The sequence below is a fragment of the Methylobacterium thuringiense genome (assembly GCF_022179645.1).
Taxonomy (GTDB): Bacteria; Pseudomonadota; Alphaproteobacteria; order Rhizobiales; family Beijerinckiaceae; genus Methylobacterium; species Methylobacterium thuringiense.
Genome location: NZ_BPRA01000010.1, coordinates 183882 through 209022, shown reverse-complemented (window position 1 = coordinate 209022; position 25141 = coordinate 183882). Strand labels below are relative to the sequence as shown.

Genomic DNA, 25141 nt, shown 5'->3' with positions numbered 1-25141 from the left:
AGGCCTGAGGGCATGACGAACGACGCACCCGAAGCCGCCCTTGAGGGCGTCTTCATCACCTTCGAAGGCGGGGAGGGTGCGGGGAAATCCACGCAGATCCTTCGCCTCGCGACCCATCTGCGCGAGCGCACCGGCCGCGCGGTGGTGACCACCCGCGAGCCAGGAGGTACGCCGAAGGCCGAGGCGATCCGCGAGGCGGTGCTGGCCGGCGCGGCCAAGCCGCACGGGGCCTTCGCCGAGGCGCTGATGTTCTCCGCCGCCCGCATCGACCATCTCGACCGGCTGATCCGCCCGGCCCTGTCCCAGGGCGCGGTCGTGCTCTGCGACCGCTTTTCGGACTCGACCCGCGCCTATCAGGGCGCGGCCGGCGGCGTCGGAGAGAGCGTGCTGCGCGCGCTCGAGCGCGTGGTGGTCGGCGAGACGCATCCGCACCTCACGCTGATCCTCGACCTGCCGCCCGAAACCGGCCTCGCCCGCGCCCGCAAGCGCGCCGCCGCTTCGAACGGGGAGGGCGAGGCCGATCGCTTCGAGGCCGAGGCGCTCGGCTTCCACGAGCGCCTGCGCACCGCCTTTCGCGCCATCGCCGAGGCCGAGCCGGGGCGTTGCGCCGTGATCGATGCGACGGCGGAGCCCGATGCCGTGGAAGCGGCGATTCGCGAGGCGGTCGCCGCCCGCCTGCCCGCACTCTCCGAGGACCGGAAGGCTCGCGAAAATGCCGCCTGAACTCGCACGCGAGACCGCGGAAGCGGGCGATCTCCAAAACATTCCCCGCCCCCGCGAGCAGAACCGCCTCGTCGGTCACGAGGCGGCGGAGGCTGCCTTCGAAGAGGCCATGCGCTCCGGCCGGCTGCATCATGCCTGGCTGATCGGCGGCCCGCGCGGCATCGGCAAGGCGACCCTCGCCTACCGGGTCGCGCGCCGCCTCGTCGCCGACCCGCGCACGCTCGGTAACCCTGAGAGCCTCGACGTGCCGCCGGGGCACCCGGCCGCGCGTCAGGTCGCGGCCCTGTCGCACCCGAACCTCGTGGCGCTCAGGCGCGTCCAGGCCCCCAATGCCAAGACGTTGCCGACGAAGATCCCCGTCGAGGCGGCGCGAAAGGCCCTCGACCTCTTTGCCGAGACGGCGGGCGGGGAGGGGGGCTACCGTGTCTGCATCGTCGACAGCGCCGAGGACCTCAACGCCAACAGCGCCAACGCGCTTCTCAAGATGGTCGAGGAGCCGCCTCCCCGCGCGCTCTTCCTCATCGTCAGCCACGCGCCGGGCCGCCTCCTCCCGACGATCCGCTCGCGCTGCCGCAAGCTCAGCCTGCGGCCGTTGGAGCAGGATCAGGTCGAGGCGGTGATCGCGGGGTTTCCGGCGCCCTTCGCGCAGCCGGAGCTGGAGGCGATCGCGCGGGCCGCCGCGCTCGGCGAGGGCTCGGTCTCGCGCGCCGTGGCGCTGCTCGATTCCGCGACGGCCGGCGTGGTGCGCGAGGTTCGCATGCTGTTGTCGAGCCCGCACGATCCGGACTGGCGCCGCATCCTGAAGCTCGCCGACACGCTCTCCGGCCGCGATGCCGACGAGCTCTTCGCCACCGCCCTCGACACGCTGCAGCGCTTCCTCTCCGGCGAGATCGACCGCCGCAAGGGAGAGGGGGCGGCGCGCCTCCTCGGGCTCGTCGAGGCCGCCGACCGGATCGGCGCAAAGGCGCGCGAGGCGGCGGTGTACAATCTCGACCGGCGGCCGCTGGTGCTGTCGCTGTTCGGCGAGGTGGCCGGGGCGATGCGCCAGGCTTGATCTGAAACGCAATTTTCCGAAGCCGCTTGGCGGCTTCGAGGCGCGAAGAGCGCCGCGCGGAGTGGGCTTACCGAGACGGTCGTCTTGGTATGCGTCGAGCGGAGCGAAAGCCTGAGCCCGCGGATGCGGGCGCCGGCGACTGAGGCTGAGCGACAAACCGAGGCAGGCGCTGCCAAGCGCTTGCCTCGCTTGATCGTCGGTTGCGTCGGCAGGCCGGCCGCGCGACAAGGCGGCTTCCCGATCCCGCTCCATTCAGCGATCCCGAAAGCCTCCAGACGTGAGCGACACGGCGCAGCGCAGCTTCAGCATCACCACGGCGATCTCGTATCCCAACGGGATGCCGCATATCGGCCATGCCTACGAGGTGATCGCCACGGACGCGATCGCGCGCTTCAAGCGGCTCGACGGCTACGACGTCCAGTTCACCACGGGCACCGACGAGCACGGCCTCAAGATCCAGCAGGCCGCGACCAGGGCCGGCACCACGCCGCGCGCCTTCGTCGATGACATGGCCGCGCGCTTCAAGGGCATGGCCGACGCGCTGAACTGCTCCTACGACCGCTTCATCCGCACCACCGAGCCCGAGCATTACGCCGCGGTGCAGGAGGTCTGGCGGCGCATGGAGGCCAACGGCGACATCTACCTCGCCAAGTATTCCGGCTGGTACTCGGTACGCGACGAGGCCTATTTCGACGAGGCCGAGACGGTGCTGCAGCCGGACGGCACGCGCCGCACGCTCAAGACCGACACGCCCGTCGAGTGGATGGAGGAGGAGAACTTTCTCTTTCGCCTCTCGGCCTATGAGGATCGGCTGCTGAAGCTCTACGCCGAGCAGCCGGACTTTGTCGGGCCCGATACCCGCATGAACGAAGTCGCGAGCTTCGTGCGCGGCGGACTCAAGGACCTCTCGATCAGCCGCACCACCTTCGACTGGGGCGTGCCGGTGCCGGGCCATCCGGCGCACGTGATGTACGTCTGGATCGACGCGCTCACGAATTATCTGACCGTCACCGGCTTCCCTGACGAGACCGATCCCCGAAAGAAGTACTGGCCGGCGGATCTGCACGTCATAGGCAAGGACATCGTCCGCTTCCACGCGGTCTACTGGCCGGCCTTCCTGATGTCGGCGGGCCTGCCGCTGCCGCGGCGCGTCTTCGGCCACGGCTTCCTGCTCTCAAAGGGCGAGAAGATGTCGAAGTCGCTCGGCAACGTCGTCGACCCGATGGATCTCGTCTCGACCTACGGCGTCGATCCGGTGCGCTATTTCTGCCTGCGCGAGGTGCCGTTCGGCGGCGACGGCAGCTACAGCCACGAGGCGATCATCAACCGCATCAATGCGGACCTCGCCAACGACCTCGGCAACCTCGCCCAGCGCTCGCTCTCCATGATCGCCAAGAACTGCGAGGGCGCGGTCCCCGAAGCGGGTGCGTTCACGCAGGCCGACCAGACCCTTCTCGCCGCCGCCGCGGCGCTGCCCGAGACGGCGAGAGGGCTGATGAAGGACCTCGCCCTCCACCAGATCCTCGCCGAGATCTGGACGGTGGTGGCTGACGCCAACCGCTACTTCGCCTCGGAAGAGCCGTGGCGGCTGAAGAAGTCCGATCCGGCGCGCATGAACACCGTGCTCTACGTCACGGTCGAAACCCTGCGCCGCGTCGGCATCCTGGTACAGCCCTTCGTGCCGAATGCGGCCGGGGTGCTGCTCGACCTGCTGGCCGTGCCGGTGCAGGCGCGTCTCTTCGCGCAGGTCGGCGAGGCCCACCGCTTGCAGGCCGGCACCCCGTTGCCGGCACCGAGCCCGATCTTCCCGCGTTTCGAAAAACCCGAGGCGGCCTGAGGCCGTCCGCTCAGAGGATGTGAAACAGCCGATCCATGCTGGTCGACAGTCACTGCCATCTCGATTTTCCCGACTTCGCCGAGGACATCCCCGGCGTGATCGCCCGCGCGGAGGCCGCGGGCGTCACCCGGATGCTCACGATTTCGACGCGGGTCGCTAAGGCCGAGGCCTATCGCGCCATCGCCGAGGCGCATCCCCAGGTCTGGTACACGGTGGGAACCCATCCCCACGGCGCCGCCGAGGAGCCGGACGTTTCCGCCGAGACCCTCGCCGGCCTGACGCAGCACCCGCGTTGCGTCGGCATCGGCGAGGCCGGGCTCGACTATCACTACGAGGAGGCGGCCCCGCAGGCGGTGCAGGAACGAGTGTTTCGCGCCCACGTCACCGCGGCCCGCGCCACCGGCCTGCCGCTGGTGATCCATTCGCGCGATGCCGACGCGCATATGGAGGCGGTGCTCTCGGACGAGGTCAGGCGCGGCCCGTTCAAGGCGATCCTGCACTGCTTCTCCTCCGGTGCCCGGCTGGCGCGGGTCGGGGTCGAACTCGGCCTCTACCTCTCCTTCTCCGGCATCGTCACCTTCCGCCGCTCGCACGAACTGCGCGAGATCGCGCTCGCGGTGCCGCAGGACCGGATGCTGGTGGAGACCGACGCGCCGTTCCTCGCCCCCGAGCCGCATCGCGGCCGCCGTTGCGAGCCCGCCCACACCGCCGACACCGCCCGCTCGCTGGCCAAGACCCTCGATCTGCCCTTCGAGACCCTGGCCGCGCAGACCACTGAAAATTTCTATCGGCTGTTCGACAAGGCGGCCGCCCTGGAGGGCAGGACGGCATGAGGAGCGGACAACGCAGATGCCGTCCCTGACCCTGCGCATCCTCGGCTGCGGCTCGTCGGGCGGCGTCCCGCGGGTCGGCTACGGCTGGGGCGCCTGCGACCCGAACGACCCGAAGAACCGCCGCCGCCGCTGCTCGCTTCTCGTCGAGCGGCAGGAGGGGGAGGGTACGACCACCCTTCTCGTCGACACGTCGCCCGACCTGCGCGAACAGCTCCTCGATGCGGGCGTGGGCCGGCTCGACGCGGTGCTGTTCACCCATGCCCATGCCGACCACACCCACGGCATCGACGACCTGCGCCCGCTGGTGCTGACCATGCGCCGGCGCATTCCGGTTCATGCCGACGCCTTCACCCAGTCCCTGTTGAGGACCCGCTTCGGCTACGCCTTCGAGACGCCGCCAGGCAGCCTCTACCCGCCGATCCTCGACATGCACGCCTTCGACGCGGCAGCGACGGTGACGGTGGACGGGGAGGGCGGTGCGATCGAGGCCCTCCCCTTCGCGATGGAGCACGGCAACGAGGAGGCGCACGGCTTCCGCTTCGGGCCCGCCGCCTACGCCCCCGACGTCAGCCTGATGCCCGAGGCCGCCAAGGCGCGGCTCCAGGGCCTCGACCTGCTGATCGTCGACGCCCTGCGCGAGACCCCTCACCCGTCGCATTACTCGGTATCGGACGCGCTCGCGCTGATCGAGGAGGTCGCGCCGCGCCGCGCCATCCTGACCAACCTCCACACCGATCTCGACTACGAGACGCTGGCGAAGAAGCTGCCGCCGGGCGTGGTGCCGGCCCATGACGGGTTCGGTGTGGTCGTGGATCTGTGATCCCGACGGCCTCGGCCTTCGGCAAGCGCGACTGCGCGCCGCCGCCGGCGCGGCGGACCTCCTCGACGCGGGGCATCGAGGACACTCGAGAAATCAGGGGTTCGCCCGCAAAAGCTCCGGGCGAAAGAACAATCCGGCCTTGAGGCTGTCGCCGATCCGGTTCGCGCGCTCCGACAGGATCGCGGCGATCTCCGGTGCGAAGGCCTCTGCCGCGGTCTGCGAAAACAGCCCGAGCCAGCGCTCGAAATGCGCCAGGCCGAGGCCGCCGATCGCCTGATGCTTGCCGAACGGATTGCCCTTGTAGCGCCCGCTCTTGAGCAGCACCGACGACCAGAAATCGCGGATCTTGGCGAGATGGCGCGGCCAGTCGCCGTCCGCGATCCGTGCCGCGAACACCGGCCCGATCACGGCGTCGCACCGGACCTTGGCGTAGAAGGCGTCGAGGAACAGGCCGAGCGTCTCCTCGGTCAGCGCCTCGTACGGAGCGCGGGGAGGGGGCGTAGACACCCCTTCCCGATCAGTTTCGGGCGAGCGAGGGCTGGACCAGGCCGGCGCCGGCCAGGATCTGCACCGCGGCGGCTTTGGCGAGCTGGCGATAGCCGGCATCGGTCATGTGGAGGCCGTCCGGGCCGATCATCTGCTGCGGCGTCATCAGCCCGCGGGTGACCCAGGCGCGCATCATGTCGTGGCGCGGGATCACCGGCACGCCGAGTTCGGCCGAGAGCTCGTGCAGGGCCTCGCCGTACTCGGCGGCATTCGCGACGCCGCTGAGCCGCTGGCACCATTGCTGGTCCATGAGCACCACGTCCGAGCCGGCGGCCCGAATCGCCAGGATGCCCGCGCGGGTGAGTTCCTTGAAGCGCTCCACCGGCACGCCCTTGAGCGGATCGTTGCTGCCGGTCTGCCAGACCACGAGGTCCGGATGCTCGGCGATGACGTCGCGCTCCAGGCGCCCGGCCATGTCCCGGGCATCGTCGCCGCCCTTGCCGCGGTTGATCACCGTGACCGACCGGCGGCTCGACGCGCCGATCTGCAGGCGATCCTCGAGATCGGTCTCCAGCAGGGCCGGGTAGGTGGCCGCCGGCGAGGAGGCGCCCGCCCCCGCGGTCGAGGACGAACCGAAGGCGACGATGCGGATGTCGCCGTCCTTGCCCAGCAGTGAAGCCAGCCGCGCCAGCTTGATCGAGACCCGCTCGGACGCCACGCGCTGCCGTTCGACGGCCCGCGGCGTCGCCGTCGGCGCGAGATCCGGCTGCGCCAGGGCAGGGAGCCCGGCAGCGGTCGCGAGCAGGGCCAGACCGAAACACGAGAAGCGCAGGGACATCAGCATCGGATTCGAGGGCTGGGATCGCCGGGAAGCGTGTCGGGAGGCCATAAAGGGAGGCCATGACGGGAGATTGTGACATTAGCGCGAGCGCCGCCGAAGCGTGGCTGCGATTCAATGTGAACGATTGCTTTGCGTGCGACCTGTGCCGATGCGGCGACACCCCCAGCGGACCGCCTTCCAGGCCCCCTGCCCCTGAAAATAGAGGCTTAGGTTCCATAATATATCTTATGCGAATGGTATTCTTGGGTTTGGGGGGCGGAGTTGGGGGCACGTCGGCCAGGTCCAACCGGCTTCAAAGCGGTGCGGTCGCCTGCGTCTTCGGCCAATGCCGTCAGGGCAGGGCCGCCGTGATGGGATCAGCCGGCCCGCTTTCGGGTTGACGCTGCATCGATCCCGACCGACGTGGGATACACTCAGACCGGAGCACCAAGCCCCTGCCCTCCCCAACCCCCTCGCGCCGCCACGCCGATCTCGGCCCGGACTTCTTCGATGTCGTGGAGGCCGCGCGCTTCCCGAAGACCGTGCTGCGCTACCGCAATCGGCCCTGGGCGCAGCGCGTCGGACTCGATGGGCTCTCGGAGGCCGAGTGGATCGCGCATTTCGGACGGTTCGAACCCTTGCCCGGCAGTTTCGAGGCGCCGCTGGCGCTACGCTACCACGGCCATCAGTTTCGCTCGTACAATCCCGATCTCGGCGACGGCCGCGGCTTCCTGTTCGCGCAGCTGCACGATCTCGGCGACGGCCGGCTGCTCGATCTCGGCACCAAGGGCAGCGGCCGGACGCCGTGGTCGCGGGCCGGCGACGGTCGGCTGACGCTGAAGGGCGGCGTGCGCGAGGTGCTGGCGACCGCGATGCTGGAGGCGCTCGGCGTCTACACCTCGAAGTCGTTCAGCCTGATCGAGACCGGCGAGGAACTGGAGCGCGGCGACGAGCCCTCCCCGACCCGCTCCTCGGTGCTCGTCCGCCTCAGCCACACGCATATCCGCATCGGCACCTTCCAGCGATTCCTCGCCCTCGACGAGCCCAAAAACCTCGAACGGCTGCTCGATCACGCGGTGGCCGCCTACTATCCCGAGATCAGCGAGGAGGCCCTGGCCGACCGGACCATCGCCTTCTTCGACCAGGTGATCGCGCGGGTGGCGCGGATGGGCGCGCGATGGATGGCGGCGGGCTTCGTCCACGGCGTGCTCAACACCGACAACATCGCGATCACCGGCGAGAGCTTCGACTACGGCCCGTGGCGCTTCGCGCCGACGCACGATGCCGGCTTCACGGCGGCCTATTTCGACCAGAACGGCCTCTACAGCTTCGGCCGCCAGCCGGAGGCGCTGTTCTGGAATCTCAGCCGGCTGGCCGAATGCTTGATCCCGCTGACGGATCAGTCGCGGCTCGAGGCCAGCCTGAAGCGGTATGGACCGGCCCTGCAGGATTCCTTTGCGGAGGCGCTCCTCTCCCGCCTCGGGCTGGCATCGCCCGCGGAGGAGGAGCGGGGGCATCGCCTCGTCTCCGCCTTCTGGAGCTTTCTGGCCAAGAGCCAGATGCCGTTCGAGCAGGCCTTCTTCGACTGGCGCGGCGGTCTCGCGAGCGAGGCGAGGGCGGCGGCGAGCCCGGCGGCTTCCTTGTACGCCGGCGACGACTTCAAGCCGGTCCATGCCGCCCTGCAGGGGTTGGAGCCGGCTGCCGACGCCCGGCTCGACCACCCGTATTTCAGCGGACAAGCGCCCTGCACGATGCTGATCGACGAGGTCGAGGCGATCTGGGAGCCCATCGCCGAGCGCGACGACTGGGCGGCCTTCGAGACCAAGCTCGCGGCGATCGAGAGCATGGCCGAAGCCCACGGCGCGCGTCCCCTCCCCGCACAGGCTTGATATGGCGGCAAAATTCGAGCTGCACGGCCGCGTCGCGCTGGTCACGGGCGCCGCGGGCGGCATCGGCGCGGCTCTGAGCCTCGCGCTGGCCGACCGGGGCTGCGGCCTCGCCCTCGTCGACCGCGATCCCGCCGGCCTCGCCGCGACGGCGCGGGCGGCCGCGGCGAAGGGCGTGGCGGTCAGCGAGCACGTGGTCGATCTCGCCGACCCTCAGGCCATCCTCGCCCTGCCCGAGGCCGTGAACGGCCGCCACGGCGCGCTGCACGTGCTCGTCAACAATGCCGGCGTGGCCCTCGGCGGACGCTTCGCGGAGGTCGACCTCGCCGACGTCGCCTGGCTGATGGACATCAACCTGCACGCGGTGATGCGCATGACCCACGCCTTCCTGCCGATGCTGAATGCGGCGGGGCCGGCCCAGATCGTCAACCTGTCGAGCATCTACGGCATCGTCGCCCCGGCGGGCCAGGCGGCCTACAGCGCCAGCAAGTTCGCGGTGCGCGGCTTCACCGAAGCGCTTCGCCACGAATATGCGGGCACGCCGCTGGGCGTCACGCTGGTCCATCCCGGCGGCGTCGCAACGGGAATCGCCCGCAGCGCCCGCACGCCCCGGGCCGGCGACGCCACGCTGATCGCCGCCGGGGTCGCTGCGCTCGAACGCAAGCTGACGATGAAGCCGGAAGAGGCGGCCCGGATCATCCTCGCCGGCATCGAAGCCCGCGCCCCGCGCGTCATCGTCGGCGCGGATGCCCGCCGCGTGGCCCTGATTCAGCGCCTGATGCCGGTGCGGTACTGGTCGCTGCTCCGGCGCGCGATCGAGGGCTGATCGACGGACATGGCGAGCCTGCGCGCCCATCTCTTCGACCTCGTGGTGCGCTTCAGCGTGAAGCGCCGGCTCGGGCACGCCCCCGATATCGCCCGCATTCGCGAAGTCTTCGATCAGAACCGCCTCAAACCTTCCCCCAGCGCCGTCTTCGACCCCGGCCAGCTCGGCGGCATCCCGGGCGAATGGGTGCGACCGCGAAAACGCCCCGAGACCGCGCGCCCGCGCCTGCTCTACCTGCACGGCGGCGGCTTCGTCGGCGGCTCGCCGCTGACCCACCGCACGATCACGGCCGCCTTCGCCCGCGCGAATTTCTGCGTGTTCGCGCCGGAGTATCGGCTGGCCCCGGAGCATCCGTTCCCGGCCGCACTCGACGATGTTGCCGCCGCCTGGACGGCGTTTTCGCAAGGCGGCCCGGCCGTGGTGGCCGGCGACTCGGCGGGCGGCAACCTGGCGCTCGCCCTGGTCGTCGAGGCGCGCCGCCGCGGCCTGACGCCGCCGGCCGCCGTCGCCTTGTTCTCGCCGGCCTGCGACTTCCTCAGCCGGGGCGCCTCGTTCCGGACGAACATCCGGCGGGACGCGATGTTTCGGCCGGATTGCCTGGCGAACCTCGTGCCGGCCTATCTCGGCGATGCCGATCCGCTCGATCCGCGCATCTCGCCGGTGGAGGCCGACTTCGCCGGGTTCCCGCCCCTGCTCCTGCACGCCGCCGAGCGCGAGCTGATGCGCGACGATTGCGTGGCCCTGGCCGAGACGGCGCGGGCAGCCGGCGTGCGGGTCGAGCTCGCCCTCTGGCCGGTGGTGCCGCATGCCTGGCAGCTCGCGGACAACTACGTGCCGGAGGCGCGCCGCTCCATCGAGGCCGCCGCCGCCTTCCTGCACCGGGAACTCGCAGGCGCGACGGCGGAGGCGGCACGCGAGCCCGTCCCGTGAGTGACCTGCCTGAGGACCGTTTCGGCGATGCCGTCATATCGATATGCGTCGATCCCGACCGATGGTCGCGATCGACGCGTCCGGCGGACGCCCGCCGCCGCGCAGTCGCGCGGGCGAAAGGCGATCGAGCCGGGCTCATCGCCATTCGGTATAGGCGCCGACAGTGACGAAGACCGGGAAACGGGCCTGCGCGCTTTGACCGCCCTCCCCGCCCTGCGCCCGCCCTATCTCCTCCGGTCGAGACGCCGAACGCGGTAAGGAGACCATCATGCCCCTGTCCCGACGCTCGCTCATCGCAGGCGCCGCCGGCGCCGGCCTGCTGCCCCTGGTGCGGTCTCCCGCGCATGCCGCCCAGACGGAGACGGATCTGCTGATGCGAAAAATTCCCTCGTCCGGAGAGGGGCTTCCGGCGATCGGCATCGGCACCTCGCGCCGCTACGAGGTCGAGCCGACGCCGGACAAGATCGCGCCCCTGCGCGAGGCGGTTGAGCGTTTCGTGGCTCTCGGCGGGCGGGTGATCGACACCGCGCCGAGCTACGGCACCGCCGAGGACGTGCTGGGTCAGATCCTGCCCCAGGGGGGACTTCGCGAAAAAGTGTTCCTGGCGAGCAAGGTCTCGGAACGCGGCAGGGAAGCCGGCCTCGCCCAGATCGAACGCTCCTTCCAGCGTATGAAAACTAGCACGATCGACCTGATCGCGGTCCACAACCTCGTCGATACCGACACCAACCTCGCGACCCTGCGCGACCTCAAACAAAAGGGCCGCATCCGCTACGTCGGCGTCACGGTCTGGCTCGACAGCCAGTTCCCGGACCTGGAAGCCGTGATGAAGCGCGAGGCCCTGGACTTCGTGCAGGTCAACTACGCCATCGACAGCCGGCGCGCCGCCGAGCGTATCCTGCCGCTGGCAAAGGATCGCGGCATGGCCGTGATGGTCAACGTGCCCTTCGGCCGCGACCGGCTGTTCGGCGCGGTGAAGGGCAAGCCGATCCCCGACTGGGCCGCCGCCTTCGGCTGCGCGAACTGGGCGCAGTTCTTCCTGAAATACGTGCTGGCGAACGAAGCCGTGACCTGCCCGATCCCCGGCATGGCCAAGGCCGCCTACGTCGAAGAGAACGTCGGCGCCGCCAAGGGCGGTCTGCCCGACGCCGGCGAACGCAAGAAAATGGAGGCCTTCATCGATGCGGTTTGAGTTCTTTCGTGTTCGTTCGTGGTTTCTCGCCCTCGCTGTGCTGACGGGTTGCCTCGCGCAGCCTGCCCTCGCCCAATCTGAGACGCCCGCCAAGAAAATCGGGATCATCGGAGCCGGCAATATCGGCAGCACGTTCGGGACGTTCTGGGTCAAGGCCGGCTACGACGTGCTGTTCGCCTCGCGCCACCCCGAGGAACTGAAGCCCCTCGTCGAAAAGCTCGGTCCGAAGGCGCATCTCGGTACGCCGGCCGAGGCGTTGACGTACGCCGACGCCGTGTTCCTCGCGGTGCCCTACAAGGCCTATCCCGAATTCGGGAAGGAACACGCGGCCGCGCTCAAGGGCAAGATCGTGATCGATGCCGGCAACGCCACGGCCGCGCGCGACGGCGAATTGCGGGCCGAGGTCGACCAGAACGGCATCGGCGTCACATCCCAAAAATACCTGCCCGAAGCCCGCATCGCGCGCGCGTTCAACGCGGCGAACTTCAAGGTCTTCGAGAAGAACACGGGCCGTCCCGCGCCGCGCATGGCGATCCCGATCGCCGGCGACGACCCGAAGGCGGTCGAGACGGCGCGCACGCTCGTCTCGGACGCCGGCTTCGACCCGGTGGTCGTGGGTGCACTCGATGCCGCGAAAAAATTCCAGATGGGCCAGCCCGGCTTCGGACTGGAACTCACCGCGCCTGAGCTGAAGGAAAAGCTCGGGGTCGCGCCTTGAGCGACGGCGCGGCGACGCGCCCTCCCCTGCTGGCCCGCCTCGTCGACCTGAGGGCCGGCGAAGGCCCGGCCCTCGTCTGGTCCTGGGCCTACATCTTCGCGATCCTGGCGAGCTACTACATGCTGCGCCCGATCCGCGACCAGATGGGCATCGCCGGCGGCCTCGAGAACCTGCCCTGGCTGTTCCTGGCCACGCTCCTCGGCATGCTGGCGCTCAACCTGCCCTTCGCCTGGCTGGTGAAGCGCCTGCCGCGCGCCCGCTTCGTGCCCCTGACCTACCGCTTCTTTGCCGGCAATATTATTTTGTTCGCCGTGGCAATCTATTGCGCGGGACCCGACGGCGCGGTCTGGGTCGGACGCGTCTTCTTCGTCTGGCTGTCGATCTTCAACCTGTTCGTGGTCTCGATCTTCTGGGCCACCATCGTCGACGTGTTCTCCACCGAACAGGGCAAGCGGCTGTTCGGCTTCATCGCCGCCGGTGCGACGCTCGGCGCGATCAGCGGCTCGGCGGTGACGGCGACGCTGGCGAGCCACGTCCCGACCTGGGCGCTGCTGATCGCCGCCGCCCTGCTCTTGGAAGTCGCCGTCTTTGCCATGCGCGGGCTGGCGCGATTGTCCGAGCGCCTTCACGAGGTCCCGAGCGCGCGCGCCGTCGAAACCATCGGCGGCAGCACATTTGCCGGCATCCGGCGGACCTTCGCGTCGCCCTACCTCCTCAACATCGCGCTGTTCCTGCTGCTGTTCTCGATCACCTCGACCTTCCTGTATTTCGAGCAGGCCGGCATCGCCAAGCGCAGCTTTCCCGACCGCGCGGCGCAGACGGCGTTCTTCGCCAGCGTCGACCTCGCCGTGAACCTGCTGACGCTGGGCGTGCAGCTCTTCCTCACCGGCCGCATCACCAAGGCGATCGGCGTCGGGCCGACCCTGGCGCTGCTGCCGGCGGCGAGTGTTCTGGGTTTTGCCGCGCTCGCGGTCTCGCCGAGCCTTTTCGCGATCGTGGGCTTCCAGGTGCTGCGGCGGGCCGGCAACTTCGCCATCGCCCGGCCGGTGCGCGAGGTACTGTTCACGGTCGTGCCGCGGGAGGACCGCTACAAGGCCAAGGCCTTCATCGACACCGTGGTCTACCGTACCGGCGACCAGATCGGCGCCTGGTCCTTCGCCGGACTCGGCGCGCTCGGGCTGTCCGGCGCGGTGGCGATCGTGGCGGTGCCGCTCTCGCTCGCCTGGTTGCTCAACAGCCTCTGGCTCGGCCGGGCGCAGGTGCGGCGGCAGGCCGAGGCCGAGGGCGATCCCCTCAGCGCGCCGCCCGCCGGAACGGATACAGGAACTGCCGCCAGTAGCCGCGCGGCACCGGGTGGCCCTTGATGCCGTAGCCCTTGGGCCAGCGGCCCTCGGGCATGTGGTGGGTGCCGAACAGCCGGTCGATCATCGGAAAATGGATCGCGAAGTTGACGTCGATCGCCTCGCGCTCCTCGCCGTGATGCCAGTGGTGGAAGCGCGGCACCACCACGAGCTTTTCGAGCAGGCCGAAGCTGCCGGCGATGTTGGCGTGAATGAAGGACGAGTAGACGTAGACGATCAGGATGTAGGCCTGGATCGCCGATTCCGAAAAGCCCAGCACGAACATCGGCGTGGCGGTGAGCCCGCGCAGCACCACGATCTCGACGAAGTGCATCCGGGCCCCGGCGATCCAGTCGAGGGACTTCGCCGAGTGATGCACTGCATGGAAGCGCCAGAGCGCCGGGATGCGGTGGAACATCCGGTGGACCCAGTACTGCACGAAGTCCGTGAACAGCATGATCAGGGCGAGCTGCACCAGCCAGGGCAGGCCGCCGAAGAAGGCCTGGATCGTCCCGAGATCGGTATGGCCGCTGACCAAACGCGAGGGCGCCAGCGTCAGGAAGGTCAGCACCTGCACCAGCAGCGACGAGACGAAGTAGTAGAACAGATCCTCGCGCCATTCCTCGCGCAGCAGCACCTGGTCGCGGTTGCGCGGAAACAGCCGTTCGAGGGGCACGAACAGGAAGCCCATGAACAGCACGTTGAGCACGAAGAAATCGAGCCCGAGGAAGGCGCCTTCGAGCTTGAGCGAGGCATGGGTCGGCAGGCTGCCGACGAACGAGGTCAGGAGCGTCGCGGCCATCGCCGTGAAGCCCAGCGTCTTGTCGGGGCGTAAAGCCAGGCTGAGTGCCGAGAGGACGTAGGCGGTGATCAGGACGAGGTAGAGGACGGGGCGAAAGAACGCGCTCTCGCGCACCATCGCCAGTTCCGGTGTGGTGAGCAGGTCCGGATTGCGCAGGGCCACCACCATCAGGAAGGCGACGACGGCGCAGAGCAGGGCCGCCGAGCCCGAGAGCCAGCCCGAGCCGAAGGGACGCTCCAGGCGCGGGCGCTCGAGTTCGGCCGCGAGATTCGCCAGATAGGTCTTCAGCATCGCGCCCTCCCCCGGCCCGGATCGTCGGGCCTCCTCGGTCCGAAAACTTCGGTCGTGCTGTCTTCGCGTCAGAGTTGGGCGGTTCGGCGGCGCGGCGAGACCGGGGCGATCACCCTGCTATCCGACATGCAGCGCGAGCCGGGTCGTCGGTGCGCTCGACCCGGTGGCGCCGGCAGATCGGCGAGGAAATTGCCGGCGAAAAGGTTCAGCGGCGGCCGAACAGGCGTTCGATGTCGGAGAGCTTCAGCGTCACGAAGGTCGGGCGGCCGTGGTTGCACTGGCCGGAATTCTCGGTGCTCTCCATCTCGCGCAGCAGCGCGTTCATCTCCTCCGCGCGGAGCCGTCGCCCGGCCCGGATCGAGCCGTGGCAGCTCATCCGCGACAGGATGGCGTCGAGCCGCCGGCTGAGCGGGTCGCCCGCTCCGATGGGACCGCCCTCCTCCACGCCGCTCGATTCCAGCGCGTCGAGGACGTCGAGGACGAGGTTCCTGACCGAGCCGCCGCTGAGCGCGGCGGGAACCGCCCGCACCAGCACCGCGCCCGGTCCGAACGCCTCCAGCGACAGGCCGAGCCATTCCAGATCCTCGGCCGCCGCGATCAGCCGGTCGGCCTCGGCCGGCGCCATCTCGACGACGTCGGGGATGAGGAGCCCCTGACGGCCGATGCCGCCCTCGGCGCGTTCGCGCTTCAACCGCTCGTAGACGAGGCGCTCATGCGCCGCATGCTGGTCGACGATGACGATGCCGTCCGCGGTCTGCGCGACGATGTAGGTCTCGTGGAGCTGGGCGCGAGCGGCGCCGAGCGGGTGGTCGACCACCTGCTCCGGCAGCTCGGCGCTCTCGCGAAAATCGGCGCCGGGCGGGGCGAACTCGGCGGAAAACAGCGCCTGCGGGGCGTCCGAAAAACCGCCCGGGCCGCGATCCGGCGCGCGGTAGCCGGGTGGCGCGGCGAAGGAGGGCGTTGCGAGGCGGTGATGGCCGGCTCCGGCCGGCCGTGGGAAGGCGGAACCACCGGAATGCACCGAAAAGCCCCCTGCCCCGCCCGGCCGCAGGGCATCGAGCGTGCGCGCCGCGCCGGTGGTGGCGGAGCGGGCGCCGACCCGGCGCAGGCTCTCGTGGATCGCGCTGACGACGAGGGCGCGCACCAGCCCGGGATCGCGGAAGCGCACCTCCGTCTTGGCCGGGTGCACGTTGACGTCGACGAGGTCCGGCGCGCAGACCAGCGCCAGCGCCAGAACCGGGTGCCGGTCGGAGCTCAGGGTGTCGGCATAGGCTCCGCGCACCGCGCCGAGCAGCAGCCGGTCGCGCACCGGACGGCCGTTGACGCTGAAATGGATGTGGCTCGCCGCGCCCCGGTGGAAGGTCGGCAGGCCGATATGGCCGTCGAGGGCAAAGCCTTCGCGGGCCATGGACAGCGGCACGGCGTTCGGCGGGAAATCCGCCCCGAGCACCGCGCCGAGCCGGCGCAGGAAGGCGGCCGGCCCCGGCTCGCTCTCGGCGGGAAACACGACCGGGCTGCCGCTTTCGGTGCGCAGGGTGAAGCGGATCCCGGGCTGCGCCACGGCCAGCCGCCGCAGGATCTCGGAGATCGCCGCGGTCTCGGCCCGGTCGGATTTCAGGAATTTGAGCCGTGCAGGGGTCGCCGAGAACAGGTCGGTCACCTCGATGCGGGTGCCGCGCGGACCCGAGGCCGGGCGCAGGGGCGCCTTGATCCCGGCATCGACCACGAGGTGGGCGCCCGCGCCGTCCTCGGCCCGGCGCGAGGTGATGGCGAGCCGGGCCACCGCGCCGATCGAAGGCAGCGCCTCGCCGCGAAATCCGAGGGAGACGATCCGGCCGAGATCGCCGTCGGGCAGCTTCGAGGTGGCGTGGCGCTCGACAGCGAGGTCGAGATCCTCCGACCCCATGCCGTGGCCGTCGTCGATCACCCGGATCAGGCGGCGCCCGCCGGCCTCGATCGCGACCTCGATGCCGGATGCCCCCGCATCGATGGCGTTCTCGACGAGCTCCTTCACGACCGAGGCCGGCCGCTCGACCACCTCGCCCGCCGCGATGCGGTCGACGAGGATGGAGTCGAGGCGGCGCACCGAGGCGCGGGGAGGCAGGAGATCGAGGGGGGCTGACATGATCGGTACCGATCATAGCCCCTCCCCCGGCGGCCTCAAGGGAGATGGCCGGGACGCGTCCGCGTGCGGCCGTCATACTGACACATCGCCGCCGTCATGCGAGAGGACGGAGCAGCGAGACCCGTCAGGCCCTCACCGGGCGCGAAACGACACCCCGAGAGGCACGCCAGGAATGGCGAAATTCCACTTCGTCGAAGATTACGAGCGCTACGTCCGCCAGCTCATGAAGCGTCATCCCCTCGACGAGGCGATGAGCATCGCCGTCGGCGGACGCTACGACGAGATCGGCCGGACCGAGTGCGCCATCATGCGCCATGCCGGCTTGCGGGACGGGCACCGGCTCGTCGATTTCGGCTGCGGCAGCGGTCGCCTCGCGGTGAGCCTCGCCCGCGAGGTCCGGATCGATTATCTCGGTCTCGACGTGGTCAAGCCGCTCATCGACTACGCCCGCACGCGCTGCCCCGCCGATTACCGGTTCGCGCTCAACACGACGCTGGCGCTGCCGCCGGAGAACGCGTCGGTCGACTATTTCGCGGCGTTCAGCATCTTCACGCATCTCCTGCATACGGAGACCTACATCTACCTCGAGGAGATGCTGCGCTGCCTCAAGCCCGGCGGGATGGTGGTGTGCTCGTTCCTCGAATTCGCCATCGGACCGCACTGGGAGGTGTTCTCGCAGACCGTCGAGCAGCAGCGCATCAGCATGGTGCCGCATCTCAACCAGTTCACCGAGCGCAACCAGATCGCGCTCTGGGCGGAACGGCTCGGCTACGCCTCGGTCGACTTCATCGACGGGACGTCGGCGCCCTGGCCGTCGGGCGAGGTGCTCGGCCAATCCATCGCCCTGCTGCGCAAGGCCTGACGGCCGGCGCCCTCACGACGCGGCCATCGCCTCTTCGTCGTGGCGGCTCTCGCCGAGAAGGTCGGCGAGCTGGGTGCGGGCCCGGCTGACACGGCTCTTCACGGTGCCGACCCGGCAGTTCAGGATCGCGGCGGCCTCCTCGTAGGTGAAGCCCTCGGCGCCGACGAGCAGAAGCGCGTCGCGCTGCGTCGCGGGCAGCCGCTCGAGCTTGCCGTAGAGGCTTTTCAGCGCGATCGCGTCCTCCTGGACGGCGAGGGCCGTCAGGCCGGCGGCATGGATGCCGTCGGCATCCTCGACCTCGCGCTTGCGCTTGCGGATCTCGGAATAGAACAGGTTGCGCTGGATGGTGAACAACCAAGCGATCAGCCGCGTGCCCGGCTCGAAGCGATGGTGGTTCATCCAGGCCTTGAGCATGGTCTCCTGGACGAGGTCGTCGGCCCGGGTCGCGTCGCCCGTCAGCGAGAGCGCGAAGGTGCGTAGCGGCGGCAGCGCCCGCATCAGCCCGTCGCGGAACTCGTCCGTCACCGACTCGCCGCGCGAGGCCAGGGCGTTCTCGAAGGCCGAGAGCAGCCCGGCGAGCCGGGCCGGCATGCCGTCGTCCCGCGGCAGCGCGAAGTAATCCTGCAAGGGAACGCGCAGGTGCTCGCGGATCGTCACGGGGCCGGGAACCCTCACCTGGGGCTCGGCCTCGGGTGAGATCTGCTGGGCGCGGATGGCGGTTGCTGTCACGATCGCGAAAAGCCCTTGCTCTTATGCCACCCTGAAGTGAATGCCCGTAACATTCTGAGCGAAAGATGAACGCGAGCAGGGCGGTTTGGGGCGTTTCGGCATGATTGCCGGGATGTTTCGGCAAATCCGAGACCGGCAGCTCCGGCAGCGCGGCGGCCTATCTCGAAACGGAGCGCGGATGCGTGCGGCCGAGATCGGCCGGCACGGTTTTCGACGGTTCGGCCGCGGCGCGCACCACCGGAGCTCCGCAGGCGGCCATCAGCGCGTGCAGGCCCTCGATCCATTCCTCCGCCTCGGCCAGAGTCGCCACGTCGTCGCGCCGGTAGATCCTGTCCGGCGCCATCGTGGCGACGACGCTGAAGCGTCCGTCGGTCGCGTCGAGGATCTCGTAGGTGACGGTCAGCGGCATGAGCGGTAGGGTCTGGCTCCGGTGCGAGGGAGGGCATCCTGCTCAACAAGAGCAAGGATCGTGCTCCGGCCAACCTATCGCGCGCACGATCGAATTGGAAGCAAACGGCTTTCGCGCGCCTGCAGGGCCGGGCCGACGGCGCCCCGGATCCGACGTTGACCGGCCATTAACTACGTTCGGTTTAGCTCCGTTAACCACGGTTCTCCCGATGGGCCTGCGGCAGGGGCCGCCTGCCTCGAACCGCCCTGCCCTTCAGGCCGACGGAGCGACGTCCACCCGTGACAGGCGAGCGGCCCATCGCAGGAGCGAGGATTCGGCGCGTCGCGGCGCGCCGGCTCACGCTCCTCCTCGCCGGCACGGCCCTGACCGGCCTGCTCGGCGGAGCGGCCCGCGCGCAGGCGACCGACCAGGATTCGGCCGCGCCGGCCTTCGAGGCGGGCAGTCCGCTCGCGAAGAAGCGCGCGTCCGACCGGTTCGGCCTCGACAACGGCCAGAACGGGTTGCCGGCGCTTCGCAACGGCGGTCTGGGTAACGGTGGTCTGGGCAACGGCACCATGCTCGGCGGCAGCCCGGCCTCGGGCGAGGCCGCCGGAGGCGCCTCGGACGGCCAGAGCGTGGCGCGGCTGCCGCGCTTCCGCACCGCCGGGTCGCCGGTCTCCGGCATCTCGGGGGCGCGCGGCGCCGGTGCGCCGCAGAGCCTGCTGCGCCAACGTGCGGCACCGCCGCGCCGCTACGGCGTCCCGACCCGGATCCTGACCCGCACCCGCACGCAGGGCTTCGTCACCGACCTGCGCCTGAGCCCCGTCATCCAGCCCACCGTATCCGGCGTGCCCCTGCCGCTCTCGGTGCCGCTGCCGACGGCGATCCCCCTGCTCGGGCTGAGCAGCCCCGGCCGGCTGCTCCTCGGCGCGACGGCCTTCCGCCGGCCCGACGAGGCCGATCCGGCCTATGCGCCCCTCGGGATCAAGCTCGGTACCATGACCTTCCTGCCGGCCTTCACGCAGGGCATCGGCTACGACACCAACCCCGAACAGACGACCGCAAACGCCGCCAAGGGCTCGCTGGCCCTGCGCAGCGACGCCGAGCTCGGCTTCCGCAGCGACTGGTCGTCGAGCGAGCTCTCGGGCGAGTTGCGCGGCGGGTACAGCGCGTTTCCCGACAACGACGCGGCGAGCCGCCCGAATGCCTCCGGCATCACGCGGATGCGCGTCGACGTGAGCCGCGACACCCGCATCGACCTGGAAACCCGCTTCCTCGTCGACACCCAGCGCACCGGCAGCCCGGATGTCGGCGCAGCGGCGACCAGCCGCCCGCTCTTCGCCACCTACGGCGCCTCCGCCGGCATCACCGAATCCTTCAACCGCCTGCAGGTGACGCTGCGCGGCTCGATCGATCGCCAGGTCTTCGACGACGCCCAGCTCCAGAACGGCGGCACGCTGATCCAGAGCGACCGCAACGCCAACCAGTACGGCGTGCGCCTGCGCGCGGGCTACGAGATCTCGCCGGTGATCACGCCCTTCGTCGAAGTGCTGCTCGACACGCGCATCTACGACACGCCGGTCGACCAGTCCGGCTTCCGCCGGGATTCGGACGGGGCCGGCTTCAGCGCCGGCGCCGCGATCGCCCTCACGCGCTTCGTGTCGGCCGAGGTCTCCGCCGGCCTGCAGCGCCGCGACTATGTCGACCGCGCGCTGCGCTCGATCACGGCGCCGATCCTCAACGCGGCCCTGGTCTGGCAGGCCAGCCCGCTGACCACCGTGCGCTTCAGCCAGCAGACCGGCGTGATCGAGACTTCGGTCCCGGGCTCCAGCGGCGTGTTCACCGATGCCGCGACGCTGGAGGTCCAGCACGACCTTCTGCGCAACCTGTCGATCACCGTGGGCGGCGCGTATCTCAGCAGCAACTACCAGGGCGTCAGCATCAGGGAGCGCGGCTTCTCGGCGCTCGCCCGGGCCGATTACCGCTTCAACCGCTGGCTGACGCTGCGCGGCAGCTACGTCTACCAGCAGATCACCAGCAGCGCGGCCGGTTCGAGCTTCAACGACAACATCTTCCTGCTCGGGATGCGCATCAACCCGTGAGCGTGCCCTCGCTCACGGGCGAGGGCCGTCGTCGTCAGCGCGCCAGCGTGAGCGCCGCGCCGGACTTCGAGAGCGCGCCGTCCAGCGAGCCCGAGGCCTGCTTCAGCCGCGCGGTGACGGTGCCGCCGGACTGGTAGAGATAGACTTCGCCGTCGCGAAAATCCCAGGCCGAGACCTTGGCGAGATCCTTGTTGGCGCAGCCCGAGGTGGTGGCCCGGTAGAGGTCGAGGGCCGGCGTGCTCGACAGCGAGACCCGGCAGCTGCCGTTCGCGTCCGTGGCGTTCCAGCCGCCGACGACGGAGGAGCGGCCGGTGGCCACCACGGGCGGGGGCGTCGGCGGCAGCACGGGTTCCGAGACGACGGGCGGCGGGGCCGAGGCGACGACGCCGGCGCCGAGCGGCGCGGCCTCGGCCGTGGCGCCGGGCGGCGGGGCCAGCGGCGCGCTCGTCACGGCGCCGGAGGGCGCCGCCGCATAGGGCTCGGGCGAAGGCTGAAGCCGGGGCGCGCGGGCGGAGGGCCCGTCGAAGCGCCCCGAGCCGCAGGCCCCGAGTCCGAAGCTGAGCGCGAGCAGTGCGGCAGTCGACAGGAGCTGACGCGGCATCGATACACGATTCCCATACGGCCGAGATTGGACCGTTGCGTCGCCGCCAATTGCGCTTGCCGCAAGGCAGGCGGGCGGGAGCCCCCTGTGAATCACCGGGACCCGCCGCCTTTTCGGACCGGTGTGGCTCGCCTGCCGCAGCGCCACCCGAAACGACGGCCACCGGCCGTCGGCAAGCGCGACTGCGCGCCGCCGCCGATGCGGCGGACGGCCCTCAGCGCACCGGCGTCGAGGGCCACACACTCAAACCGCGCGCTCGACCATCATCTTCTTGATCTCGGCGATGGCTTTCGCCGGGTTGAGGTTCTTCGGGCAGGTGTTGGCGCAGTTCATGATCGTGTGGCAGCGGTAGAGCCGGAACGGGTCGTGCAGGCCGTCGAGGCGCTCGCCGGTATTCTCGTCGCGGCTGTCGATCAGCCAGCGATAGGCCTGGAGCAGGGCGGCCGGCCCCAGGAACTTGTCGCCGTTCCACCAGTAGCTCGGGCAGGACGTCGTGCAGCAGGCGCACAGGATGCACTCGTAGAGCCCGTCGAGCTTGGTCCGGTCCTCCGGCGTCTGCCGCCACTCCTTCTCGGGCGAGGGCGTCTCGGTCTGGAGCCAGGGCTCGATCGAGGCGTGCTGCGCGTAGAAGTTGGTGAGGTCGGGGACGAGGTCCTTGATCACCGGCATGTGCGGCAGCGGGTAGATCCGCACCGCGCCGTCCTTGTCCTTGCGGGTCAGGAGCGGCAGCGCGTTGTCGGGCTTGCGGCATTCGTCGATGCCGATGGTGCAGGCCAGCGCGTTCTGGCCCTCGATGTTCATGGCGCAGGAGCCGCAGATGCCCTCGCGGCAGGAACGGCGGAAGACCAGGGTCGCGTCGACCTTGTTCTTGATCCAGAGCAGCGCGTCGAGGACCATCGGCCCGCAATCGTCGCGGTCGACCCGGTAGGTGTCGATGCGTGGGTTCTGCCCGTCATCCGGGTTCCAGCGGTAGATCCGGAAGACCTGAAGGTTTTTCGCGCCCTGCGGGGCAGGCCAGGTCTTGCCCTCGGAGATCTGGGAGTTCTTGGGCAGGGTGAATTGGGCCATGAGCGGAACGGGCTCCAGAAACTCTCAGAAAATCCAGCGACGGCCGGTGGCGATCGTCTTCGGCGGCCCCTTGGCGCGCTTCTCGAAGACCACCATACTGTCGTGGAAGGCGATGCCGTGGGTTACGTCGGCGAAGCCCGGATCGCGGACGACCGGGTCGGGATCCAGCACGTAGCGGGCGTGCATGCGATCCAGGAAATCCTTCGCGTATTCCATGAACGCACCGGGCGTTCGCAGGCCGCCGCCGTATTCGGGCCAGTAGGACGCGTGGACGTCCTCGACGATGTAGATGCCGTCGGGCGACAGCAACGGATACAGGCACTCGAACGTCGCGATCTGATGGTCGCTCACGTGGCTCCCATCGTCGATCACGACATCGATGCCGCCCATGTCGTCGACGATCCGCCGCAACAGAGCCGTGTCGGTCTGGCTGCCGATATGGATGTGCAGGTCCGGGTCGTCGATCTGTGCGCAGCGCGGATCGACGTCGAGACCGTGCAGGTTCGCCGCCTCACCGAGGTAGCGCCGCCACATCTGCAGGGAGCCGCCCTGGAACACCCCGATTTCCAGGAAACGAACGGAGGTGTCGCGGTACCGCGACAGGTGCCGGTCGTAGATCTCCAGGTAATGACGCCATTTGTTTACGACACGGTCGTCCTGCGCGAAGAATGCCGCCTCGGCCGGATTGCGAGCGCGTTCATGCGCCGGGACCTGATCCGGCCCCATATGACAGCCCTGCGTCGCCTCGTCACGAGAGCGCGCCGCCACGCCCGGCCCAGCCGTCCGCAGAAAGTTCTGCCCGCCGACCGACCGCTCGGGGACGCTCGGCGAACGCTGCATCAACTTGGACAAGAATGACATGGCGGGAATCTATATGAGGGTGCTCAATACACGCGAGCCTTCGGCTCGATGTACTGAATCTCGTTCGACATGGTGTAGGCATGCACCGGGCGGTAGTCGATCGAGACCTTGCCGGAGGTCTCGTCGAGCCATGCCAGAGTGTGCTTCATCCATTCCTTGTCGTTGCGGTCCGCATAGTCTTCGCGGGCGTGGGCGCCGCGGGATTCGGTGCGGTTGGCCGCCGATTCCATCGTGACCACGGCCTGACCGATCAGGTTGTCGAATTCGAGCGTCTCGAGCAGGTCCGTGTTCCAGATCAGCGAGCGGTCGGTGATGCCGATGTCGGCGATGTTCTTGAAGACCTTGCCGATCAGGCCCCTTCCCTCTTCCAGCACCTCGCCGGTGCGGAACACGGCGCAGTTGTTCTGCATCGTGCGCTGCATCTCGTCGCGGAGCTTGGCCGTCGGCGTGCCGCCGTTTGCGTGACGGAAGCGGTCGAGCCGGGCCAGCGCCTTGTCGGCGGAGCCCTTCGGCAGCTCCGGCTGGCGCGCGCCTTTCTCGACGATCTCGGCGCAGCGCAGGCCGGCGGCGCGGCCGAACACGACGAGGTCGATCAAGGAGTTCGAGCCGAGCCGGTTGGCGCCATGCACCGAGACGCAGGCCGCCTCGCCGAGCGCCATCAGGCCCGGCACCACCGTGTCCGGGTCGCCGTTCTTCAGGGTGAGCACCTCACCGTGATAGTTCGTGGGGATGCCGCCCATGTTGTAATGCACCGTCGGCAGCACCGGGATCGGCTCCTTGGTGACGTCGACGCCGGCGAAGATGCGCGCGCTCTCGGAGATGCCGGGCAGGCGCTCGTGCAGGATCTTCGGGTCGAGATGGTCGAGGTGGAGGAAGATGTGGTCCTTCTCCTTGCCGACGCCCCTGCCCTCGCGGATCTCCAGCGTCATCGAGCGCGAGACCACGTCGCGCGAGGCGAGGTCCTTGGCCGACGGCGCATAGCGCTCCATGAAGCGCTCGCCCTCGGAATTCGTGAGGTAGCCGCCCTCGCCGCGCGACCCTTCCGTGATCAGGCAGCCGGCGCCGTAGATGCCGGTGGGGTGGAACTGCACGAACTCCATGTCCTGCAGCGGCAGGCCGGCGCGCAGCACCATGGCGTTGCCGTCGCCGGTACAGGTGTGGGCGGAGGTCGCGGAGAAGTAGGCACGGCCGTAGCCGCCGGTGGCGAGGATCACCATCGACGCGCGGAAGCGGTGGATCTCGCCGGTGGCCTGGTCCAGCGCGATGACGCCGCGGCAGCGGCCATCCTCGTCCATGATCAGGTCGAGGGCGAAATACTCGATGAAGAACTCGGTCTGGTTCTTCACGGCCTGCCCGTAGAGGGTGTGGAGCATGGCATGGCCGGTGCGGTCGGCGGCGGCGCAGGTGCGCTGCGCGGTGCCCTTGCCGTAATCGGTGGTCATGCCGCCGAACGGCCGCTGGTAGATCTTGCCTTCCTCCGTGCGGGAGAAGGGCACGCCCCAGTGCTCGAGTTCGTAGACGGCGGCGGGGGCGTTGCGGACGAGGTATTCGATCGCGTCCTGGTCGCCGAGCCAGTCCGACCCCTTCACGGTGTCGTACATGTGCCAGCGCCAGTCGTCGGGACCCATGTTGCCGAGCGAGGCCGAGATGCCGCCCTGCGCCGCCACCGTGTGCGAGCGCGTCGGAAACACCTTCGAGATGCAGGCGGTGCGCAGGCCGGCCTGGGAACAGCCCACCGTGGCGCGCAGGCCCGCGCCGCCGGCGCCGACGATCACCACATCGAAGCTGTGGTCGATGATGGTGTAGGCGGGAGCGGCGCTCCCGTTCGATCCGTTGGCAGCCATCGG

General features: G+C 69.6%; 23 protein-coding genes. 13 read left to right on the top strand and 10 right to left on the bottom strand.

Annotation, left to right across the window (positions count from 1 at the left end):
- Positions 1 to 12 precede the first annotated feature (12 nt).
- The 5 genes from tmk (at position 13) to MFF07_RS12615 (ending at position 5267) form a co-directional block, all read left to right on the top strand.
- Positions 13 to 723, top strand: coding sequence for a dTMP kinase (gene tmk / locus MFF07_RS12635; protein WP_147819240.1), 711 nt, complete (start codon positions 13 to 15; stop codon positions 721 to 723).
- Positions 713 to 1777, top strand: a complete 1065-nt coding sequence (locus MFF07_RS12630) for a DNA polymerase III subunit delta' (protein ID WP_147819238.1) — start codon at positions 713 to 715, stop codon at positions 1775 to 1777. Before tmk ends, MFF07_RS12630 begins: the two co-directional genes overlap by 11 nt.
- Positions 1778 to 2054: 277 nt before the next feature.
- Complete coding sequence (gene metG / locus MFF07_RS12625; RefSeq protein ID WP_147819236.1) at positions 2055 to 3614, top strand: methionine--tRNA ligase; 1560 nt, start codon at positions 2055 to 2057, stop codon at positions 3612 to 3614.
- 35 nt (positions 3615 to 3649) lie between these two features.
- The gene (locus MFF07_RS12620; RefSeq protein ID WP_147819234.1) at positions 3650 to 4447 is read left to right on the top strand and encodes a TatD family hydrolase; all 798 of its coding nucleotides are present in this window, start codon (positions 3650 to 3652) and stop codon (positions 4445 to 4447) included.
- A 16-nt stretch (positions 4448 to 4463) separates the two neighbouring features.
- Positions 4464 to 5267: an MBL fold metallo-hydrolase gene (locus MFF07_RS12615; protein WP_147819232.1), complete on the top strand. Its 804-nt coding sequence runs from the start codon at positions 4464 to 4466 to the stop codon at positions 5265 to 5267.
- A gap of 93 nt (positions 5268 to 5360) precedes the next feature.
- Here MFF07_RS12615 and MFF07_RS12610 read toward each other — a convergent pair whose 3' ends face one another.
- Together MFF07_RS12610 and MFF07_RS12605 are read right to left on the bottom strand one after the other, a co-directional pair.
- A complete protein-coding gene (locus MFF07_RS12610) occupies positions 5361 to 5774 on the bottom strand; it encodes a group III truncated hemoglobin (RefSeq protein WP_238232089.1) in 414 nt (137 codons plus the stop codon).
- Positions 5775 to 5784: 10 nt separating this feature from the next.
- Positions 5785 to 6591: an SGNH/GDSL hydrolase family protein gene (locus tag MFF07_RS12605; RefSeq protein ID WP_147819230.1), complete on the bottom strand. Its 807-nt coding sequence runs from the start codon at positions 6589 to 6591 to the stop codon at positions 5785 to 5787.
- Between the two features lie 437 nt (positions 6592 to 7028).
- Between MFF07_RS12605 and MFF07_RS12600 the strand changes: the two genes are divergently transcribed.
- From MFF07_RS12600 to MFF07_RS12575, 6 genes are all read left to right on the top strand, one after another.
- Entirely contained in the window at positions 7029 to 8462 is a 1434-nt protein-coding gene (locus MFF07_RS12600) for a protein adenylyltransferase SelO (RefSeq protein ID WP_238232127.1), read from the top strand.
- Between the two features lies 1 nt (position 8463).
- Positions 8464 to 9285, top strand: coding sequence for an SDR family NAD(P)-dependent oxidoreductase (locus MFF07_RS12595; protein ID WP_238232088.1), 822 nt, complete (start codon positions 8464 to 8466; stop codon positions 9283 to 9285).
- A 9-nt stretch (positions 9286 to 9294) separates the two neighbouring features.
- Positions 9295 to 10215 (top strand): alpha/beta hydrolase, encoded by a 921-nt coding sequence (locus tag MFF07_RS12590; RefSeq protein ID WP_147820247.1) that lies wholly within the window; start codon positions 9295 to 9297, stop codon positions 10213 to 10215.
- Positions 10216 to 10483: 268 nt separating this feature from the next.
- A complete protein-coding gene (locus tag MFF07_RS12585; protein ID WP_238232086.1) occupies positions 10484 to 11407 on the top strand; it encodes an aldo/keto reductase in 924 nt (307 codons plus the stop codon).
- Entirely contained in the window at positions 11397 to 12125 is a 729-nt protein-coding gene (locus MFF07_RS12580) for an NADPH-dependent F420 reductase (RefSeq protein ID WP_147820243.1), read from the top strand. The genes MFF07_RS12585 and MFF07_RS12580 overlap by 11 nt, the downstream gene beginning before the upstream one ends.
- Positions 12122 to 13489 carry an NTP/NDP exchange transporter gene (locus MFF07_RS12575; protein ID WP_238232084.1) on the top strand — a complete coding sequence of 456 codons (1368 nt, stop codon included), beginning with the start codon at positions 12122 to 12124 and terminating at the stop codon, positions 13487 to 13489. Before MFF07_RS12580 ends, MFF07_RS12575 begins: the two co-directional genes overlap by 4 nt.
- On the opposite strand, the gene MFF07_RS12570 is transcribed toward MFF07_RS12575, so the two are convergent.
- Both MFF07_RS12570 and mutL read right to left on the bottom strand, forming a co-directional pair.
- Positions 13419 to 14558 carry a sterol desaturase family protein gene (locus MFF07_RS12570; protein WP_238232082.1) on the bottom strand — a complete coding sequence of 380 codons (1140 nt, stop codon included), beginning with the start codon at positions 14556 to 14558 and terminating at the stop codon, positions 13419 to 13421. The two genes, MFF07_RS12575 and MFF07_RS12570, sit on opposite strands and share 71 nt — an antisense overlap.
- 205 nt (positions 14559 to 14763) lie before the next feature.
- Positions 14764 to 16683, bottom strand: a complete 1920-nt coding sequence (mutL, locus tag MFF07_RS12565) for a DNA mismatch repair endonuclease MutL (RefSeq protein WP_238232081.1) — start codon at positions 16681 to 16683, stop codon at positions 14764 to 14766.
- 172 nt (positions 16684 to 16855) lie between these two features.
- On the opposite strand from mutL, the gene MFF07_RS12560 reads away from it, so the two are divergent.
- Positions 16856 to 17545, top strand: coding sequence for a class I SAM-dependent methyltransferase (locus MFF07_RS12560; RefSeq protein WP_147820238.1), 690 nt, complete (start codon positions 16856 to 16858; stop codon positions 17543 to 17545).
- A gap of 12 nt (positions 17546 to 17557) precedes the next feature.
- Here MFF07_RS12560 and MFF07_RS12555 read toward each other — a convergent pair whose 3' ends face one another.
- Positions 17558 to 18274, bottom strand: a complete 717-nt coding sequence (locus tag MFF07_RS12555) for a sigma-70 family RNA polymerase sigma factor (RefSeq protein WP_306424638.1) — start codon at positions 18272 to 18274, stop codon at positions 17558 to 17560.
- Between the two features lie 157 nt (positions 18275 to 18431).
- A complete protein-coding gene (locus tag MFF07_RS12550) occupies positions 18432 to 18683 on the bottom strand; it encodes a hypothetical protein (protein WP_147820236.1) in 252 nt (83 codons plus the stop codon).
- 278 nt (positions 18684 to 18961) lie between these two features.
- On the opposite strand from MFF07_RS12550, the gene MFF07_RS12545 reads away from it, so the two are divergent.
- Positions 18962 to 20764 (top strand): outer membrane beta-barrel protein, encoded by a 1803-nt coding sequence (locus MFF07_RS12545; RefSeq protein WP_238232079.1) that lies wholly within the window; start codon positions 18962 to 18964, stop codon positions 20762 to 20764.
- Between the two features lie 34 nt (positions 20765 to 20798).
- On the opposite strand, the gene MFF07_RS12540 is transcribed toward MFF07_RS12545, so the two are convergent.
- The 4 genes from MFF07_RS12540 to sdhA all read right to left on the bottom strand — a co-directional run bounded on the left by MFF07_RS12540 (position 20799) and on the right by sdhA (position 25138).
- Positions 20799 to 21365 carry an AprI/Inh family metalloprotease inhibitor gene (locus tag MFF07_RS12540; RefSeq protein ID WP_238232078.1) on the bottom strand — a complete coding sequence of 189 codons (567 nt, stop codon included), beginning with the start codon at positions 21363 to 21365 and terminating at the stop codon, positions 20799 to 20801.
- 243 nt (positions 21366 to 21608) lie between these two features.
- Positions 21609 to 22433, bottom strand: coding sequence for a succinate dehydrogenase iron-sulfur subunit (locus tag MFF07_RS12535; RefSeq protein WP_147818501.1), 825 nt, complete (start codon positions 22431 to 22433; stop codon positions 21609 to 21611).
- A 24-nt stretch (positions 22434 to 22457) separates the two neighbouring features.
- The gene (locus MFF07_RS12530) at positions 22458 to 23294 is read right to left on the bottom strand and encodes a class I SAM-dependent methyltransferase (RefSeq protein ID WP_238232076.1); all 837 of its coding nucleotides are present in this window, start codon (positions 23292 to 23294) and stop codon (positions 22458 to 22460) included.
- A 23-nt stretch (positions 23295 to 23317) separates the two neighbouring features.
- Complete coding sequence (gene sdhA, locus MFF07_RS12525) at positions 23318 to 25138, bottom strand: succinate dehydrogenase flavoprotein subunit (protein WP_147818502.1); 1821 nt, start codon at positions 25136 to 25138, stop codon at positions 23318 to 23320.
- Positions 25139 to 25141 lie beyond the last annotated feature (3 nt).

Bases quoted from the DNA above. Each gene is read 5' to 3' on its own strand.
- tmk (WP_147819240.1), top strand. From the start codon at position 13: ATGACGAACGACGCACCCGAAGCCGCCCTTGAGGGCGTCTTCATCACC.
- MFF07_RS12630 (WP_147819238.1), top strand. From the start codon at position 713: ATGCCGCCTGAACTCGCACGCGAGACCGCGGAAGCGGGCGATCTCCAA.
- MFF07_RS12620 (WP_147819234.1), top strand. From the start codon at position 3,650: ATGCTGGTCGACAGTCACTGCCATCTCGATTTTCCCGACTTCGCCGAG.
- MFF07_RS12615 (WP_147819232.1), top strand. From the start codon at position 4,464: ATGCCGTCCCTGACCCTGCGCATCCTCGGCTGCGGCTCGTCGGGCGGC.
- MFF07_RS12605 (WP_147819230.1), bottom strand. From the start codon at position 6,591: ATGTCCCTGCGCTTCTCGTGTTTCGGTCTGGCCCTGCTCGCGACCGCT.
- MFF07_RS12595 (WP_238232088.1), top strand. From the start codon at position 8,464: ATGGCGGCAAAATTCGAGCTGCACGGCCGCGTCGCGCTGGTCACGGGC.
- MFF07_RS12590 (WP_147820247.1), top strand. From the start codon at position 9,295: ATGGCGAGCCTGCGCGCCCATCTCTTCGACCTCGTGGTGCGCTTCAGC.
- MFF07_RS12585 (WP_238232086.1), top strand. From the start codon at position 10,484: ATGCCCCTGTCCCGACGCTCGCTCATCGCAGGCGCCGCCGGCGCCGGC.
- MFF07_RS12580 (WP_147820243.1), top strand. From the start codon at position 11,397: ATGCGGTTTGAGTTCTTTCGTGTTCGTTCGTGGTTTCTCGCCCTCGCT.
- MFF07_RS12570 (WP_238232082.1), bottom strand. From the start codon at position 14,558: ATGCTGAAGACCTATCTGGCGAATCTCGCGGCCGAACTCGAGCGCCCG.
- mutL (WP_238232081.1), bottom strand. From the start codon at position 16,683: ATGTCAGCCCCCCTCGATCTCCTGCCTCCCCGCGCCTCGGTGCGCCGC.
- MFF07_RS12560 (WP_147820238.1), top strand. From the start codon at position 16,856: ATGGCGAAATTCCACTTCGTCGAAGATTACGAGCGCTACGTCCGCCAG.
- MFF07_RS12550 (WP_147820236.1), bottom strand. From the start codon at position 18,683: ATGCCGCTGACCGTCACCTACGAGATCCTCGACGCGACCGACGGACGC.
- MFF07_RS12540 (WP_238232078.1), bottom strand. From the start codon at position 21,365: ATGCCGCGTCAGCTCCTGTCGACTGCCGCACTGCTCGCGCTCAGCTTC.
- MFF07_RS12535 (WP_147818501.1), bottom strand. From the start codon at position 22,433: ATGGCCCAATTCACCCTGCCCAAGAACTCCCAGATCTCCGAGGGCAAG.
- MFF07_RS12530 (WP_238232076.1), bottom strand. From the start codon at position 23,294: ATGTCATTCTTGTCCAAGTTGATGCAGCGTTCGCCGAGCGTCCCCGAG.
- sdhA (WP_147818502.1), bottom strand. From the start codon at position 25,138: ATGGCTGCCAACGGATCGAACGGGAGCGCCGCTCCCGCCTACACCATC.